The organism is Pseudomonas defluvii, assembly GCF_001695625.1.
Lineage (GTDB): Bacteria > Pseudomonadota > Gammaproteobacteria > Pseudomonadales > Pseudomonadaceae > Aquipseudomonas > Aquipseudomonas defluvii.
On record NZ_MBPN01000052.1, the window covers coordinates 1 to 16,170 of the forward strand.

Here is a 16,170-nt window from a genome sequence, read left to right on the forward strand (position 1 = left end):
AGGAGATATGAAAATGGCTAACTCCGTAAAAAAAATGCCGGTCCAGCAAGAAGAAAAACCCGGCCAGCACTTGGCCACCTCAGATATGTGGCGCCCCTTCGAAAAACTCCGTCAGCAGGTTGATCACCTGTTCGAGGATTTCAACCGAGGCTCGCTTTCCACCCCATTCGGCCGAGGCCTGTTTGACGCCGAACCCTTCTGGCGCAGGGAACTGATCAGCCGCAATGTACCCGCCGTGGACATTTCCGATAAAGAAAAAAGCTACGAAATCACGGCCGAACTTCCCGGCATGGATGAAAAAAACATCGAGGTCAAACTGTCCAATGGCAGCCTGATCATCAAAGGCGAAAAGAAAGAAGACAAGGAAGAGAAAAGAAAGGGCTACTACCTCTCCGAGCGCCACTATGGCTCGTTTGAACGGGTATTCAACCTGCCCAAAGAGGTCGACGCCGACAAAATCGAAGCCAGCTTCAGTAAAGGCATATTGACCATATCGCTACCGAAAAAGCCTGAAGCCATCAAGCCAGAAAAGGTCGTGCCCATTAAAAGCAGCTGATGCTGCACCCTTGCCCCTTGTCGCGCCCACGGCAAGGGGCGTCTGGGAAAATGCCACAGACCCTAACAGGGCAACCACCTCGATTCTTGATGCGTCACCGACCGCTGCACCTCAGTACGCATCGGAGAGCAGCAATGGACAAATACCAGCACAGCCAGAAAGACAAGCTGTTCAAAACAGACAAAACAGATCCATACCTGGAAGCGCACCGACCTGGTGGCTCAGCGCAATGTCCGGAATGTGGCGCCAAATACCATGCAGGTCAGTGGTCATGGCATGCTGATGCGTCCCACGTTTCAGTCGAAAATTTTGTCTGCCCGGCCTGCAGGCGTATCGCCGATCGCGCAGTAGCGGGCCAAGTGCGGCTGGCAGGAGCATTTCTGCAAAAGCACCGCGAGGAACTTGTTCATCTTGTCCGCAATACAGAAGCAAGGGAAAAGGCCGAGCACGCCTTGGAACGACTGATTGATGTAACAGAGGATGGCGATGAGGTTCTGGTTACCACGACCGGCCTGCACCTGGCCAATCGCATCGGCCACGACCTGGAAGCTGCTTACGACGGAGACACCAGTTATCGCTACAGCGACAGCGAGTTCTACCTCAGCGTGGACTGGCGTCGAGACTGATTCGACACAGATCAAACCCAGAGGTAAAAATCAGCAGTCAGAAACGACAAAGGGCAGCCACATGGGCTGCCCTTTTCGCCTGTTCATTCCCAAAGTGTTCCCAAAACGCTCCCATTTGAAGGGAAGTCTTGAAAAACGCCTTTAAAAACAAACGCTTAGATGGTGCGGACGAAGAGACTCGAATTTAGCAGGAAATAACCAGTATTTACTGGCAAGACCACAGAGGAAAGGCATTAGCTGTACTAGAAACTGTACTAAAAAATCACAGCTGGGGAACTTCGACGATCTCCACAGAGCACAACTATATCAAGCCGCAACCGGTCGCGCCGGCCGACAAGCCACATCAGGAAAATGATCCACCCCCTCCACCCAGGCACGCAACTGGATGCGATAGTCCCGCCACTGGCGATCATTACCAGGTAGCGCTGCAGGGTCACCATCCTCGATGCGCAACAGCTGATCGGCAACCACCAGCAACTCTGCTGCTTTCCATGCCGTCTCTGCCTCAACCGCCGCACGATAGGCAATCATCGGGTCAATGGCCCAAGTCCCGTCTGTCATTGCAATGTAGTCAGCAGCGCGATCATCCTCTGGCCGAGCACCAACCATCGCAATGAATCCGTCCGGGCAGTTGCCGCCAATTTGCTGGAAATTTTCACCGACCTTTGCGTACACAGGAAAAATCATCCCTTAACCCTCCAAACCTGCGCCCTGCAAGGGAGGGCTGTTTGATTCGATGCTGGATAAGTAGGCGTCGTTATTAACTGCCCGATAGGCGTGTTAATAAGCAGGCCAGCTGATCCTGTTCGAGCAACAATTTTATCTCTTCGACCGGCAGCCAGTACGCCATAGGAGGCCGTAGTGGTGCCAAACTCTGCAGGTGTACAGGTTTCCCATTCACCATTGAATAGGAACTGCGCTACGCAAATCACCGGGTGGTCGCCAAACGGGTTTGCCACCTCATAGCGAGAGTTAATCGCAACGTTCACAGGCGAACTCTCAGAGCCGCCATTGAAGTAGACATAGGCAAATCCAGTTGCAGAATCCAGCGCGTTTAGCTGCGCCTGTTGGTTGGCGTAGCTGGTTGCCAATACGGCTGCATCGGCAAGCCCTGGGTTACTTACTGAGCCGAACAGCACCACACCCCAAACACCAACACCGTGCGTAGGGAAGGTTTCTGTACCTGTACGGGCAGAACCAGAGGCATCAAATGCAACTGCGTAACCAGATGCTGTAGCACCCTGTGGGCGAGCAGTGACAGCCGCCCCCAACTTGAATGCCCCAGTAAGTCCACCACCAGCTACTACTAAGCCTTCCCCAGCATTAATGCCTAATCCGCCTGTAATATTTTGGAGCTGGTCTTGGCGCAATGATCCTGGGGCAAATCCAAGACTTCCATCACCCCGGAAAAATGCCGGGCCAAGCGAGCCTGCCGACTTGCCGTTCCAGTCTGGAACCCGGATCTGGTTAGCTGCACTGTCATACGCCCAACACAGCCGCTTGGTAGGGTCCGACAGCCACAAGGACGGCGTCGTTACCGGAACAGATGGGGTACCGCTGGTTAGGTCTGCTACAGCGGCAGGGTACTGAGAGGATGCGTTAGAGATCAGTTGACCATCAGCCTTTACAACGCCATTTGGTGAACTGCTGCGACTCGGGAGTGCCACAAGCTCACCAAAGAAGCGTCCTGCCCTCCCATCAACTGATGCCGCCGACGCTGCTGCCGCTGCGGCTGAAGAACTTGCAGAGCTTTCTGACGATGATGCAGCAACAGCGGCAGCGGCCGCTGCCTGGGCAGACTCGACAGCCAAAGCTGGTTGTTCTTCTATTTGTGCAAGCGTGAGATTAGACGTCACAGGGTCGCCATTGGCGTCGAATGCCAACACCTTTGAGGCCCGCAAGCCCTTTATAGGCAGTGGCGGAATGCCTTCAGGTTCAAGTGGGCTAACAGTAAAAGCTCGGCCGCTGTCCCGGTTGATCTGTTTGACGGCCAACCAGAGCCGGTCTAAATCTCGGTTAACCGTTCCCGACAGAAGGTCACCGTTATTCTGGTAATCGTTCAAGCGTTGGAATGGCATCATCTGTTGGAATAGCAGATCCCCACTCGGCGGTGCCGCGAAGGTACAAGTGCTGGCTGGGTTTCCAATGTTGGTCAACGTGAAACCCGAGGTGACCAGAACACCATCCAGGGTGATCTGTAGATCGCTCGCATCCAGTAGCAGGAACGGGATGGTAAAAACGGTGGTCACGCCGTTGGCGGCGTAGCGCTTGTAGGTGACTCCGGGTTGAACTGACATGGTTGGCCCCTTTGAATCGCGGGCTCAGTAGTCGACCTGCACCTCGTGCACGCCCGCATTAGTGCGCCAATCGTCCCGCCGAGCCTCTGTCGGTTTCCCGACTATTCGGCCAATGCGTACTGGGGTTTGGGCGATGGCGCCGGATCCGGAATCGAGATAGTCATCGTCCTGGTCGGTGAGGGCCGGGTTGAAGTCCCGCATCTGGTCCCACAGAGGGCCGCGCAGCACGTCGACGTGCGCCCACAGGAAGCGGGCCGACAGCGGCGACTCCAAGGCGTCGAGGATGCGTTTCTGTTTGTTGGTTGAGCTGTGCTCTTCCCCTACCCCGCAGCCGGTGCCCTTGAGTGCCTGGCGCAGGATGGTCGGGACGAAGCCGCCCGGGCCGTTCGTCTCCACGACGACACGGGTGATCTGGTACTTGATGACCAGGTCGCGAACCTGTTTGACCTGACCGCCGGTAATCTTCTCGGTGCGCTCGTCGAATTCGGCGATCTCGCCTTCCAGGCCTTTGCACACCTGCCAGTACAGCTGGCCGCGGGCGTCAGTGAGGATCAACGAGAAGGCCGAGGCGTCCGACTTCACCTTGCCCAATGAGCAGTCCCAGTATGCTGCAGCGCCGACGATTTGCGTGCTGCCCAGGTACATGGCGCAGGCGCCGTTGGCGTAGCGGATCTCCGGATCCAGGTCGTATGGGATCATCCGGGCCGGGTCGAGGCGAACCTCGGTAACCGGCTTGCTGTGCAGCTGATACTGGCTGTCCCATTCGTTGATGGTCCGGGTTTCGCGGCGGCGCGTCTCCAACGTGGCCATGTCGAAGCGCTCAGGCCAAGCACTACCGGCATAGCAATCGACCAACGTGCCGGGTGCTGTAAAGAAGGCAATACCGGTTTTTGTTAATTGGTAATCCTTGCCAACCACCAGTACCCGCGCGTGCTTGCCGATACCAGAGAACACCACTTCTGGCACAAATGGCACGTCGTAGACGTTCTCCTTGGCATCGTCTATCCGATGCTCCTGATCGAACATGCGGATGGTCAGACAGTCGGCACCCATGCTCTCGACCTCGTCATACAGGCTGTCGTGCGTATGCGGGGTGCCGATGTACAGTTTGCTGCCGCCCGGTACCAGAATGTGCGTTTGTTCGCCCAGACGGTACCGAAGCTTTTCCCGGGCCTCAGGCGTCTGAATGTTCCTTGGTACCTCAACGTCGTCGTTCTGGCACTCGTCGGCCCGTGCAGACGTGACGTTCGACAGGATGCCCTTGGCGAACATGCTGGCGTTCCGGAAGTCAGCAGCGCCTTCCACCCACCACTGCTCCACCGTGCCCTGGTTGGGCGGCAGCAGATGGCGGGTCAATGGATGGTTCCGGATTACGTTTTGCGTGTCACGACTGGTCTTGTAGGCAGTCGGGTCTGACTCCGACTGGTGCAAGATTCGGAATGTGGGGTTCTTGTAGTACAGCCAGGCGTTATAGATAGCCAACAGGGTCGACTTACCGAAGCCCCGGAAACAACGCAAAACGGCCAGAGGCCCTTTAGCCTCCAGCCATATCAGTGCGCGAACGTGGATAACCGGCACATCCCACCGCATGCGCCGGGCCCACAGCATGAAGAAAACCAGTAGGCTGACTTTCTTCTCGGGCTCAGTGGACATTACCGCTTCGCTGCATCTTCTCGATTATCGCCTGGGCTTCGCGCTCAGCGGCCGCCAACTCGCCTTCCAGTTCGTCTACAGCATGGCCAGCGTCTGGCGCCGGCTTCTGCCGGTTCATCACGCCGGCGATGTTCACAACCTTCAGCAGCAGGGTCATGGTGGCGGCGGCGTTTTTCTTGCACCAGTACCGGTCGCCGCGCTCCTGCTGGGTGAGTTCAGCCGGGGGTTTCTCGGCTCCGGGCCAGTTGTGCGGATCTACTTCGGTGATAACGACCTCGCCCAAGCGTTCGCTGAGCGCCTGCAGGCGGGTGATTTGATCGTCACGCATATCAGCGCCCCCCTACAGCTGCGCCAAGGCTTGGGCCGCGATCTGGCGTTGCTTCGCCAGGCTCCCACCAGAACTGCTGGCCAAAGTCCTTGCGCGCGCGGCGGCGCATGTTGCGCAGATAGCCAGGGGAGAAATACTCCTGCAGCTGGTGAAAGATCATGTGGTCAGTTGCGGCCTTGGTGTACCAAAGGTTTGCCGCTGGTGTGTGGCTCTTCAGCAGACGAACCAGGTTGCCGCCAACCTTGTCGACGTCGCCTTCCGTGGCACTGCCTTTCAGGTTCGCGATGGAATCGATGTCACCAGCGATTGGCCCAAATATTGAAGCAACGAATGAGGTTCCCATCTGCGTCTGGTTGCTGAATAGGAAGTCGCCGTACAGGCCGAGCGAACCACCCTTCAGGAATGCGGCGGCACCGAAACGAAGGCCAGGCACCCCCAACACGCCGTCATCCAGCATATTCTTGGGGTCGCGCCCACTGGCAATTTCATTGAGCTGAATGGCCATACCGCCAAGTACCGTGGTACTGGCCATCAATGCGGCCATGTACCCGGCCTTACCCCAGCCGGTTTCTTGGGCCATGGCGCGCTTGAAGTGGCGCATCATCATGGCAATAGAAAAGCTTTTGAACTGCCAGAACGAGCGCGTTATCTCGCCCTTGACCGTGCCACGCTGCACGCCGCCGTGCATGAACGCTTTTTCGCGTGCGCCAGGCTCGATGATGGCCATATTGGTTTCGTCCAGCACGGTACCGAGCAGCTTGGTGGCTGCCTGATCCTTGAGGCGCTGCGGTGTGGTCTTGAGCTGACGTGCCAGTTGCACCAGGTCGGCGTCCGGTATGCGGTAGATACTGCCCGACGTCAGCACCGTATCTCCTGAGCCACGCCAGTCCTCCGGCTGCGCAAGACGCCAGACAGCCCAGTCAGTTTCAGTTACACCCTGACCAAGTAGCCGCTTGCTGTCGGCAGGATCCATGCTGGCGATGGTTTGGAAGCGGCGCGACATATCCCCTATGGTGTCCATCATCACGGCACCAAACGCACGCTGGGCGCCGGCAGTCATGGCGTTCATGCCTGACACCTGCATCACCTTGCTGGCTGCGGTCTGAGAAAACTTGGCGATGCGGCCCGAGATCTGCTCAGTGGTGCCAAGGCCATCAGCACCCCAGCGGTTCAGGCTGCCGATCATCTGGTTCAACCCAAGGCCTGCACGCTGCGCCAGTCGCCGATCGGTAGCGTCAGCCGGATTAAGCATACGCAACTCGTTCTCGAACACCTTCATGACCGGCATACCGCTCATGGAAGCAGTGAGGCCCAGCGTTCCCTGGTCGGTAACACTGGTGATAACCGCCGAACCCAAGCGGCTGGCCACGTTAAGGGCGCGGTAGGTATCGAAGCCGTTGGCAATGGCTGCCGACGCTGGCGGTTCGCGGGTGCCAGCCACTTCCTCGTAAAGGTATTCGATCTTCTTGCGCTGCTTCTCGACGCTATCCCGGGCCTTCTCTCCCTTCTTCCCCTGGATCGTTAACGCGGTATCCATCTGTGCCTTCTGGCCAGCATCGAGGAAGTAGCGCATCTGGTTGTTGGGGTTCGGGCCTAGGGCTTCGACCAGGGAAATATCGCGGGCGGCGCGATCAATGTGGCCGATCAGAAGTTCCAAGAGGTTCTTGTCGCCATAGGCCTGCTGTGCGGCGATGAAACTTTCAGCATCCTTATAGTGGATCTGCCGCGACTCGCTGCCACGGTTGGCGCGCATGCCATTACCGGCGACGTTGCCTGGCTCCATCTTGTTGGTACCACCGGTGGCCAGGGTCTGCCAGGCGTGATTCAAGAACTCTGTCAGCTGCTGGTCATTCATGGGCGTGCCGTCTTCGTTCATGTACTTAGCACGGTTCGCCCATTTGAGGTGGTCGCCCACCCACTTGGCCTGATCCTTGGCTACCTTGATTTGCGAATGGTCACGCGGCATGGCCCAGTCATCCAGTTGGCCAACATCGCCACCTGAACGGTTGAAACGCTGGCGCAGCTGTTCGGCAGTGTCGGCAAACTGCTTGGCCGCAACCTTGGCAGCAGCATTGCCAGAATCTTGCCCGTGCAGCTCGCGCACCAAGGCAAGGTTGCCGGCCTCGTCCTGGAACAGGCCCATGAACTTGCCTTTGGTCACATCGATAACATCAAGCATGTTGCTCAATGCGTCGTCACGGATTGCGCGGGTGGCTGACTCAATGGACTGGATACCGCTCTTGCCGTCACTGGAGAACGCCAACAACCGGTCGAGCCCTTCGAGCGGCTGGCCAGGGAAGCGCTTCATATAGCTCTCGATGCGGTCGTGAGCCAGGATCGTCAGCGCAACGCGCTTCTTCTTGAGGTCGGCTTCCGCAACCAGGTCTTTGGCGGATTTGGTGGCAGCTTCATTCAGGCGGTCAGCGGCTGTCTTGGACTGCCAGGCAGGATCGGTCTGCGCCAATTGCTTCATGTTCCGGCGAACGCGGTTTTCAATGCCTTGGATTTCAGCTTGGGTAAGGGATCGACCAATCGCCTGGGTGACGGCCTGGATACATTCGGGGCGCATGGGCTTGCTCCTTGGGGGATAGGAGCAAGCCTATGGCGGTGATAGAGTCGGTTTCCCGACTATTTCAAGGACGATCCTTCTATGTTGCGTAAGGCTTTTTTACCTTTCCTTTTCATCGCCATCTCACAATCGGCGTGGTCGTTCGGCGAGATGAAAAGTCTAGAAGGGTCGACGGTTTTACTATCTGGGGACATAGAGAAAGTTTCCTGCCCAGCCTTTGGAAAATACGATTGCCTGACCTTTCCGAACAATTTGTACAAGTTCAGCCTTCAGAACATTTGCTTCACCACCAACATCACCTGCGGCTATGACTGCAAAGGGTTCATTGCGGATAAGCAGGGTACTCGCTCTCTCTACGTGCTCGGCTCCGCCTACAACAGGGAACTGGAAATGGATGGATTTACCCAATTCCAGTGCCCAGCCTTGTATTAAAAACCTCGCTGCAGGAAACAAGCGGTAGCAGCAGCAAACCCTCGGGCATCCTGTTGGGCGGCACGGATATCGGAATCTGCCTGGGCCAGTAGTTCACGCGCGGAAATGGTCACCGGCTTGCCGTCAGCATCCATCGCTCCCGTGGCCAAGTGCATATCATCCATGCGTGCCAGAACCTCATTAGCCAGTTGGATGGTGGGATCGGTATCGATCTGGCTGGGGCCTGCAAGGTCTGTTGCATCTTTTGCCGGTTGCGATGCAGTTTCAGCGCCTGGTGTTGCGGGTTTCGCCTGATTTGATGCAGGTTTCGCCTCTGGCGTTGCAGGCTGTTGCGCAGGTGTTGCACGTTTCGGTGCACCGATATCCAGCGCCACAGGCTCCGGACGAGGCTGCAAGGCATCCTGCTCAGCCATCAGCCGGGCGATTTCCTGTCGCGCGACCTGGGCGATATTGACCCGGTTGCCCTCGGCCACGCCGGTGGCCAGCGGCTTCGGCTCGAACCCTTTGGCGATATCGTCGGCCCGCGACTCCATGCGCTCCTGCAGGCGCCGCGGGATCTCACCGCGCTGGATGGCTGCCAGCTCACCCCGGGCAAGCTCGGCAGTCCTGTTGCCCTGCAGCGAATCCTCCAGGGTCGTGACACGCTCCGTCAGCTGCTGCCGCTCCTGCTCGAGCGCCTGCTTGGCCGAGGCCTCTGCACGCTTGCGGCTCTGGCCCTGCTGTTGGAATTCCTTGGCGCGGTCGCGGAAGGTGGCGTCCAGGCCATCCAGCGAGCGCTGCACACCGGCCAGCTCAGCGCGAACATCGGCCACGTTCGGCAGTGCGCCGGCCGCCTCTGCCTCCAGTTCCTGGCGGGCGACGGGCTCCAGTTCCTGGCGGGCAGTTTCCAGCGCCTGCTCGCGGGTAGGCGCCACCGGCCTTGGCTCATCAGTACCGCGCAGAAACTCAGCAGCGTGGATGCTATCGGGCAATACCACTGGTTCGCCACGGCTGATCTGACTGATAGCCGTGCGTAGCGCTTCTTGGTGAGCGACGGCCGACCGGGGATTGATCGGCGCACCTGGTGCAGTATCTACGTCGAAGTGCTGGGTGGTTCGCTCGGCAAGAGCAGCATCTACCTGCTCGGTGGTGGGTCGGCGCATACCGGCACGACCGATGCCAAAGAATGCAGCCCCGAGAATAGCGTCGGTGGCCAGCGCAGTACCGTCCATAACCTTGTACTGCGCGGCCTGCGCTGTGTAGCCGCCGCTCTCTAGGATGGCAGCGGTAGCACCACGGCCCGCCATTCCCAATCCAATGTTCGCGCCTACGGCAATTGCCGCATCTCCCAGTACCGGGCCGACAAACCGGGCGGCAGGCAAGATCGCACCCACCCCCACGGTACCGGCATCGATCAAGCCCTTGAGGGTTGCGGTTCCCTCGTCGATCCCTTCAGCCATGGCGACCTGCTTGCTGCTATAACCTGCAGGCGCACCAGCTGCGACAGCGCCACCAACAACACCACCCATTACGGTACCGGCGACAGTACGCGGCAGGACGGCTGCGGCCTCGCCCAGGATCTGACCGACAACACCGACTTCAGCAGGATCAGGGCGCAGCTCCATGACCTCTTGGGCGGTGCCCTTCCCCAGCGTTTCCTGGCTCGATCGCTCGGCGCTGGTGACATCCGGGGTACCACCGAACTTCGGTTCAGGCAGCAACACGCTGGCTGCCGTATCCAAACCAGTCTGCCAGAGCGAGCTGAAACCGGACTCGACCGCCGAGCTTGCCTCAAGCCCACCACGCAATAGGCCAGGGCCGATAACGTCAAGAGCGCCCGTAAAGGCGCCTGGCTCAAGTCGTTCGGTAGTTCTGTCCAGGCGCTGCTCTTGGCTCGCTACCTCACCCTCGTCGACCATTCCATCAAGCCAGCTCACTTAGCTACCCCCACGTTAACGATCATCGGTTCATTGGTCTTCGGGTCTACCTGAATACGACCCGCGTTCAGCAGGTAGTAAGCGCCCTCCTTGCCCGGTACCGGCGACATAGGCATGTCCTCCAGCTGGCCGATGGGAAACTCAGTACGCTTGGCCAGGCCTTCCAGTTCGATGTCCACGATCTTGCCGAAGTTGCTGTCGGACATGCCGTAGGGCTTCACGACCTTGGCGCCAGCACGCTCTGCAATGCCACCAGTGATCATGTCGACAGCAGCCTGGGCCGTCTTGCTATCGAGGTCATCTCCCGCTTCATAGCTCAAGCCCTTCGACGTAGCGGTACCCACGTACAGCGCTTTGAAGCCTTGGTAAGCCTGCTCCCGCTGCTGTGTACCTGGTTGTAGTAAGTTGCCGACATGCTCGTCGAATGCGGCGCGGAGCATGTCTTCCTTGGGCTGAGGCGTGGACTTATCCGCCAGAACCTTCTGACCGAGTAGCAGCATCTTGGGCACGTCGGTACCGTCGGCTCCTTTGAGCCCACGGAACTGCGCCATGCCGGCCAGAACGGTGACCGGTTGATCTGCCGCCAGCGACTTGGCCGTTGCAGCAAAGTCGGCGCCTGTAGGGGCTGCTTTGGCCAAGGCACCAAAGATCTGCAGCTTGGTGTTGTCGTCGGCCTGGAGTAGAGCTGCTTTCAGCATGGTCTGCTCACCCTCCTTCAGAGGTACCCTGGCAACCTCTGGGCCATAGGCCTTACGCATTGCGTTAACAGTGTCGTAGCGCCCGCCCAACTGCTCGACTAAGCGCTGCTGACCTTCTGGCGTGCTGATACCGCTGATATCCAGCGGCTCGACGTCGGCACCGGTACGCATAGAGTTGAAGGTCAATGGATCTTCCTTCATCAACTTGACGTTGCTTTCGATGGCTGACTGCAAGCGATTGAGGTTGGTGACTTGGGCGACACTCCCGCCGTTGGTCGCCAGTTGCTGGCGCTGTTTATCCAGGTACTGCTGCTGCTCCAGGATCGGCAGGCGTAAAACCTGCTGTACCTGGTTCATCTCTGCAATGCGGGTTTTGTACTCGCCAGCAGCCGAGGTACCAGACAGGCCAGCCTGCCAGCGCTGCTGCTCTGCTGGCGAAGGTGGAATGCCCGTGGCGGCCTGCCTGTCCATCTGGGTCAGGATGCGCTCTGCCTTCATTTCACGCATTTCAGCCTGGCGCTGGTTGTGTTCCTTCACCTGGTAGATGCGACCGGTGACAGTGTTCAGCAACTTGTTGCGTTTCTCAGGATCAAGCTTCTTGGCGTAGAACCCATCTTCGGCAGTCAGGTCGTGCTCGATCTGCTGAAGGTTGCCGAGCCCATCACGTGCAGCAACCACCCGCTGGGTGGCATGGGTAGTCCAATTGGAGTCCTTGAACTCCTGTTTCTTGGAGGTCCACATTTCGCCATAGGCCAGACGCCCGGCGATGTCGATGTCTTCGGCATCCATGCGGGCGTTGATCTGATCGATGTTTGCGCCGGGCATGGCTGCATCCTTGCCCAGCATGTCCATGCGTATAGCCAGATCGCCCTGCGCAGCATCCTTGCGAGCGGCAATGGACAGGTTCCTGATGGTGTCCAATCCCTGGATCTGGAAGTGCTTGGCCGAAATTCCAAGCCCTTCTTGCTCTGCCTCGTCCAAGCCAGGACTGGTGATCGGGTCAAGCTTGGAAACAGCACCCGCATAGGCTTCTTCAAGTTTGTCGTAGGTGATTTTTCCCAGCCTCACCTGCTCAGCCAAATCGGTGGTTATGGTTGAGATTTGGGTTTTATGCTCGAGCAGAGCGTTGTTGGCCTTAACCCTGGCAAGGGCTTTGTTCTCCCTGGTCTGCTGATCCATCACAGTCAATGCGACGTTCTGGACTGCATTACCGGCCTGCTGGAGGCCTCGACCCTGACCGCTGGCATCACCGGTTATCACCCTGTTCTGCTGAGCCTCAGGGAGTACACGGGAAATACCTGGCCCCGTTGGAATCCTCATCAACCATTCCCTCCTACACCAGCAGCCTTACCGTTGCTGCCCGCAGAGGCCTTCCAGTTGGAATACCCCATGAACCCCTGAGCAGTACCACCGAGGACCGTACCTGCAGCTTGCATGTTGGCCGACGACTGGGCCTGCCTCCCAGCCAACGATATGTTGCTGGCATCGACATAGCCGCGCTTCCGCTGGTTTTCGCCGTTGAAGATAGTCATCGCGGCATCTTCTTCCGCGTTCTTGTAGATCTCTTCGTTGATGTTTACGGCGGTACCGGCACCAACCTCAACACCAGAAGCCGCAAGTGCGGCATTAGCCTCACCTGCCTGGATGCGTGCCATTTTCCTGATGCGGTCGGCCTGCACGACAGCAGCGCTGGCTGCGTTGTCTGCATCGATTTGGGCCTGATCTGATTGAGCATCGGCGGTTAGCTTGGCCTGCCTGCCTTGCTGGACCGATGAGTAAGCCGACATTGCTGTACCTGCCACCAGCGCAGTGACCAGAGCAACTTCAACACCCATGGTTAGATCTCCATCTTGAAAAGTGGGCCAGCTTCACGAAAGCCAAGGTGGCGATACAGTCGCGCCGTACCTTCGACGTTCATGGCAGTGGTGATGCCCATATGAATCTGCTTGGCGCCCTTGATCCTGGCCCACTCCTTGAAGGTTAGGATCAGGCGGGATGCAAGGATCCCTTGTCGCCGCCCTGGTTCGATAAACACGGAATAGTCGTAGGCAATCAGGTCATTGCTGAACCACTGCTCAGCAACAGCACCGGCGAAACCGCCAACAACCTTGCCGTCAACTTCAGCAGCGAACACAACGCCTAAACCGTCGATCAGGGCACGGAGGTGCTTTTCGACCTTCTCGGCGGAATAGCCCGCCTCGGAATAGCAGCTGGTTTCGTGCAACAGGGTGCCAAGCTCAACCAAGCGTGGAACATCATCATGGGTTGCGGGCCGAATCATTGGGCACCTCAGTCGTTGATTGTGATTTTCTTGATGACGCAGAGCAGGTGGAACGGCAGCGGCTGGTCTTGGACAATTTCGACCGAGGCCTTACCGCGCTCCCAGCCCAGGTTCTCCAGTCGATGATCCCCGGTGAACAATGGCGCTGGCTTGTCCAAGACACCGACACCAAGGTTGCGAAATGCGATGGTTTGGCCGTTTACCTTGCAGCCGGTGGTTTCCAGAAACCGCAAAGTGATCTCACCCACGCGCATGCTGTTGCCCTGGGCGCTGCCGGTGCCGCCCTGAACCTCAGGCGTCAATGTTTTGATGCGGGTGGTGAACGGCAAACCAGCCTGAATGTTGAAGGCCGCTCTCGGGAGAGTGATCTGGCCGCCAGTGACGACCTGCTGTTGCATGACAACACCGTCCGCGACGATGTCGAGGGTCTTGCCTTCCAGATGATTCAGGCCGGACCAGACCGACTTTCCGGCTTCGCTGGCGCCGAAGATGCCGCAATCAACCTGACAGCCATCAGTGAAGCGCTCGATGTAGCGTACGTTCTGGCCGTTGATGGTGCGGCGCACAACCGCGAACACTTGATCCCCGTCCTCGGTGGGAATCGAAGCAACCGACTCGAAAGCACCATCAGTGATCTGGCGGGCCCAGCCGACCACATCCTGGTCACGGTCGACTGTCATGGTCGCCATCACACCGTCAGCGCGGGCCATAAACAGAATCGACTCCTGCTCTTGCTGATAGGCCATCGAGACGATGCCCGACTTCGTAGCGTGCTCGGACAGCACGGACATATCCGGCGAGCCATACGCGTCGGAATCGTACTTGTAGGCCATAGCCCGCAGCTTTCGATTGGAGCGCTGGACGAAATACAGCTCGTTGCCGATCCGTACAGGCCGCACCTTGTTGCAACCGTACACCGACTGGTTTTTTACCTGGATGTTGGTCGGTGTGATGGGCTTTTCGACGCCACCGGTCAAACTGAACTCACCGCCGTAGGTAAGCGCGATCAAGACCTTGACCTGAGCCAAGTGGGAGACTGGGTTGATCTGGTCGGAAGCGACAGTGAACGACATTGCATCGTCGTCCTTGGTGCCCAGCTCGAAATTCAGGTACTCGCCGGTACGGCTGAGCCATACGGTTTGGGGATAGTTCGGCGATCCCGCGCAGGCTAGGCGCTGCTCGTACAACGTACCGGTAGCTGGATACCCATTCACCGCATCCCAAACTGGCGATTCGAGCGACCACGCGTTAGCCGTGGATGCTACTGCAGATGTGAGCGCAGCTTTGATGATGCCTTTGACGATAGTTGAGCTTGTGTACGCCGTGATCTGGACAAGCCCCTCATTGATCTTGACGTACTTGCCCACATCCGTAGGACGCCAGCCTGCGGCACTGAGCGTCATAGTGATGGCCTTACCCACAGGATCTTTTGCGCTTGGCGTATTGCTGGTCTGTGGCGACAAGCTCAACTCCCAGTTGGCAATCGCAGTGCCCGCGAACGCAACGACCACCTCAACGGTGGCCACTGTGGCGCTGGTGACTGTGGTCACCTCGGCAATTCCTCCGCCAGCGGCAATTTGCCGACCAACATCAGACGCCAGGAAGGCGCCGGCCGAAGAGGTGAACGTGCGCCCTGTGCCTACAGAGGCATCGGAAATGGTCGCGGACGTGCTGAACTTAATGCCGGCCTCAGCAAACGGTGTCGTAACGAACGGCGCCGGGGCCAGAGTCCATGCAGTATTGGTGACCCGACGTAGGCGATGGATTGGCACCATGGGGTGGAACAGAAACATGGTGTCAGCGCCCTGCACGTATTCCAGCTGAGCAAGCATGTCCTGTGTGTATGGACTGACCAGTTCAAGCGGAACGCCCGGAGCGCTCTCGATTGGGTCGCCATTAGGGTAGAAAAGTCGCACGTACAGGTCACCGAACTCGACCATGTAGGCCTGCTCAGTGTTGAACACGTAAGGGATCAGGATTGCCTTTTTGTCGTGGAACTTGGCCGCAGCGCAATGCAGCGTGCCATATCGGCGCATCGCCCCACCGTGCACAACTGGCCACGCATTCTCCATGGTCATGGCGCCGTTCTGGTACCGAGCGATATCGACACGACCATACATCCGCGGGGAAATCTCACCAGCAGTGAAATTGGTCTGGATCAGTGTGAACCTGGCCATCAGCGCCCTGCCCCAAGTCGAGCAGCCAAGAGGCGTTCATCGCCCAACGTCTGGGGTGGGTCTTCCTGGCCATCCACTGCCTTGGCAATTTTCAGCGCCCGCTCCAGTTTCATCTCACGGGAGTCACGCTCCGATGTCGACTGCGTGATCGGATAGGCCAAAACAGCGGCCATAGCGACGGTCATCAGATCAATCAGGTGTGAGTCCCAAGAGCTCTCCACTTCATTGCGGAAGACATAGCGCAGCTCCAGCACGGTTGTATCGGCCTGAATGGATCGACCTTCCACCAAGTAATCGATCTGCATCCCACCGGTACCGACCTCAAGCACGCGCAGGCAGTCGGCAGGCAGCTCAAAGGCGTGGGAGTAGCCAAATGCTGGGGCAACTGCGTCAGGCGCCAGCACGATACGCTTGATACAGCAGTTCCAAGGATGGGCACGCAGCATGGTGTCGCGCTGCGAGGGATAGAGGTTTGCGCAGAGCTTCGCCCGGTCCAGGTTCACCTGGTCGGCAAAGTCGTTGATGGTCTGAGCACCGAGCATCAACAGCGCGTTGGAGCAAATTGAAACGCCGGTAGCCATCGTCATACTTTGTGTCTCCGGATAAAAAGACCGGGGCACAAGGCCCCGGAAAGGTG

14 protein-coding genes are annotated in these 16,170 nt (G+C 58.2%); 3 read left to right on the top strand and 11 right to left on the bottom strand.

The window, feature by feature from the left end:
• The first annotated feature begins 13 nt into the window (after positions 1–13).
• Positions 14–556 (top strand): Hsp20/alpha crystallin family protein, encoded by a 543-nt coding sequence (locus tag EKA13_RS15180; RefSeq protein ID WP_065760262.1) that lies wholly within the window; start codon positions 14–16, stop codon positions 554–556.
• Positions 557–690: 134 nt separating this feature from the next.
• A complete protein-coding gene (locus tag EKA13_RS15185; protein WP_065760227.1) occupies positions 691–1,182 on the top strand; it encodes a BCAM0308 family protein in 492 nt (163 codons plus the stop codon).
• A 306-nt stretch (positions 1,183–1,488) separates the two neighbouring features.
• On the opposite strand, the gene EKA13_RS15190 is transcribed toward EKA13_RS15185, so the two are convergent.
• Genes EKA13_RS15190 through EKA13_RS15210 form a run of 5 tightly spaced genes read right to left on the bottom strand, consistent with a single transcriptional unit; the run spans position 1,489 to position 8,029 of the window.
• On the bottom strand, positions 1,489–1,869 hold the full coding sequence (locus EKA13_RS15190) for a hypothetical protein (protein WP_065760228.1): 381 nt from the start codon (positions 1,867–1,869) through the stop codon (positions 1,489–1,491).
• Positions 1,866–3,479 carry a hypothetical protein gene (locus tag EKA13_RS15195; protein WP_125862935.1) on the bottom strand — a complete coding sequence of 538 codons (1,614 nt, stop codon included), beginning with the start codon at positions 3,477–3,479 and terminating at the stop codon, positions 1,866–1,868. The genes EKA13_RS15190 and EKA13_RS15195 overlap by 4 nt, the downstream gene beginning before the upstream one ends.
• 24 nt (positions 3,480–3,503) lie before the next feature.
• Entirely contained in the window at positions 3,504–5,132 is a 1,629-nt protein-coding gene (terL, locus tag EKA13_RS15200; RefSeq protein ID WP_065760229.1) for a phage terminase large subunit, read from the bottom strand.
• Positions 5,122–5,460, bottom strand: coding sequence for a hypothetical protein (locus EKA13_RS15205; protein WP_065760230.1), 339 nt, complete (start codon positions 5,458–5,460; stop codon positions 5,122–5,124). Before EKA13_RS15205 ends, terL begins: the two co-directional genes overlap by 11 nt.
• A 1-nt stretch (position 5,461) precedes the next feature.
• On the bottom strand, positions 5,462–8,029 hold the full coding sequence (locus tag EKA13_RS15210; protein ID WP_065760231.1) for a hypothetical protein: 2,568 nt from the start codon (positions 8,027–8,029) through the stop codon (positions 5,462–5,464).
• 81 nt (positions 8,030–8,110) lie between these two features.
• On the opposite strand from EKA13_RS15210, the gene EKA13_RS15215 reads away from it, so the two are divergent.
• Positions 8,111–8,461 (top strand): hypothetical protein, encoded by a 351-nt coding sequence (locus tag EKA13_RS15215; RefSeq protein ID WP_083199818.1) that lies wholly within the window; start codon positions 8,111–8,113, stop codon positions 8,459–8,461.
• On the opposite strand, the gene EKA13_RS15220 is transcribed toward EKA13_RS15215, so the two are convergent.
• From EKA13_RS15220 to EKA13_RS15245, 6 genes are read right to left on the bottom strand one after another with little or no spacing between them, the layout of a single operon-like run.
• Positions 8,458–10,377 carry a hypothetical protein gene (locus EKA13_RS15220; protein ID WP_065760232.1) on the bottom strand — a complete coding sequence of 640 codons (1,920 nt, stop codon included), beginning with the start codon at positions 10,375–10,377 and terminating at the stop codon, positions 8,458–8,460. The genes EKA13_RS15215 and EKA13_RS15220 overlap by 4 nt on opposite strands.
• Positions 10,374–12,395 carry a hypothetical protein gene (locus EKA13_RS15225; protein WP_065760233.1) on the bottom strand — a complete coding sequence of 674 codons (2,022 nt, stop codon included), beginning with the start codon at positions 12,393–12,395 and terminating at the stop codon, positions 10,374–10,376. Before EKA13_RS15225 ends, EKA13_RS15220 begins: the two co-directional genes overlap by 4 nt.
• Positions 12,395–12,910 (bottom strand): hypothetical protein, encoded by a 516-nt coding sequence (locus EKA13_RS15230; protein WP_065760234.1) that lies wholly within the window; start codon positions 12,908–12,910, stop codon positions 12,395–12,397. Before EKA13_RS15230 ends, EKA13_RS15225 begins: the two co-directional genes overlap by 1 nt.
• A 2-nt stretch (positions 12,911–12,912) precedes the next feature.
• Positions 12,913–13,356: a GNAT family N-acetyltransferase gene (locus tag EKA13_RS15235; protein ID WP_065760235.1), complete on the bottom strand. Its 444-nt coding sequence runs from the start codon at positions 13,354–13,356 to the stop codon at positions 12,913–12,915.
• 8 nt (positions 13,357–13,364) lie between these two features.
• A complete protein-coding gene (locus EKA13_RS15240) occupies positions 13,365–15,533 on the bottom strand; it encodes a phage tail protein (protein WP_065760236.1) in 2,169 nt (722 codons plus the stop codon).
• The gene (locus tag EKA13_RS15245) at positions 15,533–16,120 is read right to left on the bottom strand and encodes a phage connector family protein (protein ID WP_245704341.1); all 588 of its coding nucleotides are present in this window, start codon (positions 16,118–16,120) and stop codon (positions 15,533–15,535) included. Before EKA13_RS15245 ends, EKA13_RS15240 begins: the two co-directional genes overlap by 1 nt.
• Positions 16,121–16,170 lie beyond the last annotated feature (50 nt).

Bases quoted from the DNA above. Each gene is read 5' to 3' on its own strand.
- EKA13_RS15245 (WP_245704341.1), bottom strand. From the start codon at position 16,120: ATGACGATGGCTACCGGCGTTTCAATTTGCTCCAACGCGCTGTTGATG.
- EKA13_RS15225 (WP_065760233.1), bottom strand. From the start codon at position 12,395: ATGAGGATTCCAACGGGGCCAGGTATTTCCCGTGTACTCCCTGAGGCT.
- EKA13_RS15240 (WP_065760236.1), bottom strand. From the start codon at position 15,533: ATGGCCAGGTTCACACTGATCCAGACCAATTTCACTGCTGGTGAGATT.
- EKA13_RS15195 (WP_125862935.1), bottom strand. From the start codon at position 3,479: ATGTCAGTTCAACCCGGAGTCACCTACAAGCGCTACGCCGCCAACGGC.
- EKA13_RS15180 (WP_065760262.1), top strand. From the start codon at position 14: ATGGCTAACTCCGTAAAAAAAATGCCGGTCCAGCAAGAAGAAAAACCC.
- EKA13_RS15185 (WP_065760227.1), top strand. From the start codon at position 691: ATGGACAAATACCAGCACAGCCAGAAAGACAAGCTGTTCAAAACAGAC.
- terL (WP_065760229.1), bottom strand. From the start codon at position 5,132: ATGTCCACTGAGCCCGAGAAGAAAGTCAGCCTACTGGTTTTCTTCATG.
- EKA13_RS15235 (WP_065760235.1), bottom strand. From the start codon at position 13,356: ATGATTCGGCCCGCAACCCATGATGATGTTCCACGCTTGGTTGAGCTT.
- EKA13_RS15205 (WP_065760230.1), bottom strand. From the start codon at position 5,460: ATGCGTGACGATCAAATCACCCGCCTGCAGGCGCTCAGCGAACGCTTG.
- EKA13_RS15190 (WP_065760228.1), bottom strand. From the start codon at position 1,869: ATGATTTTTCCTGTGTACGCAAAGGTCGGTGAAAATTTCCAGCAAATT.
- EKA13_RS15230 (WP_065760234.1), bottom strand. From the start codon at position 12,910: ATGGGTGTTGAAGTTGCTCTGGTCACTGCGCTGGTGGCAGGTACAGCA.
- EKA13_RS15210 (WP_065760231.1), bottom strand. From the start codon at position 8,029: ATGCGCCCCGAATGTATCCAGGCCGTCACCCAGGCGATTGGTCGATCC.
- EKA13_RS15215 (WP_083199818.1), top strand. From the start codon at position 8,111: ATGTTGCGTAAGGCTTTTTTACCTTTCCTTTTCATCGCCATCTCACAA.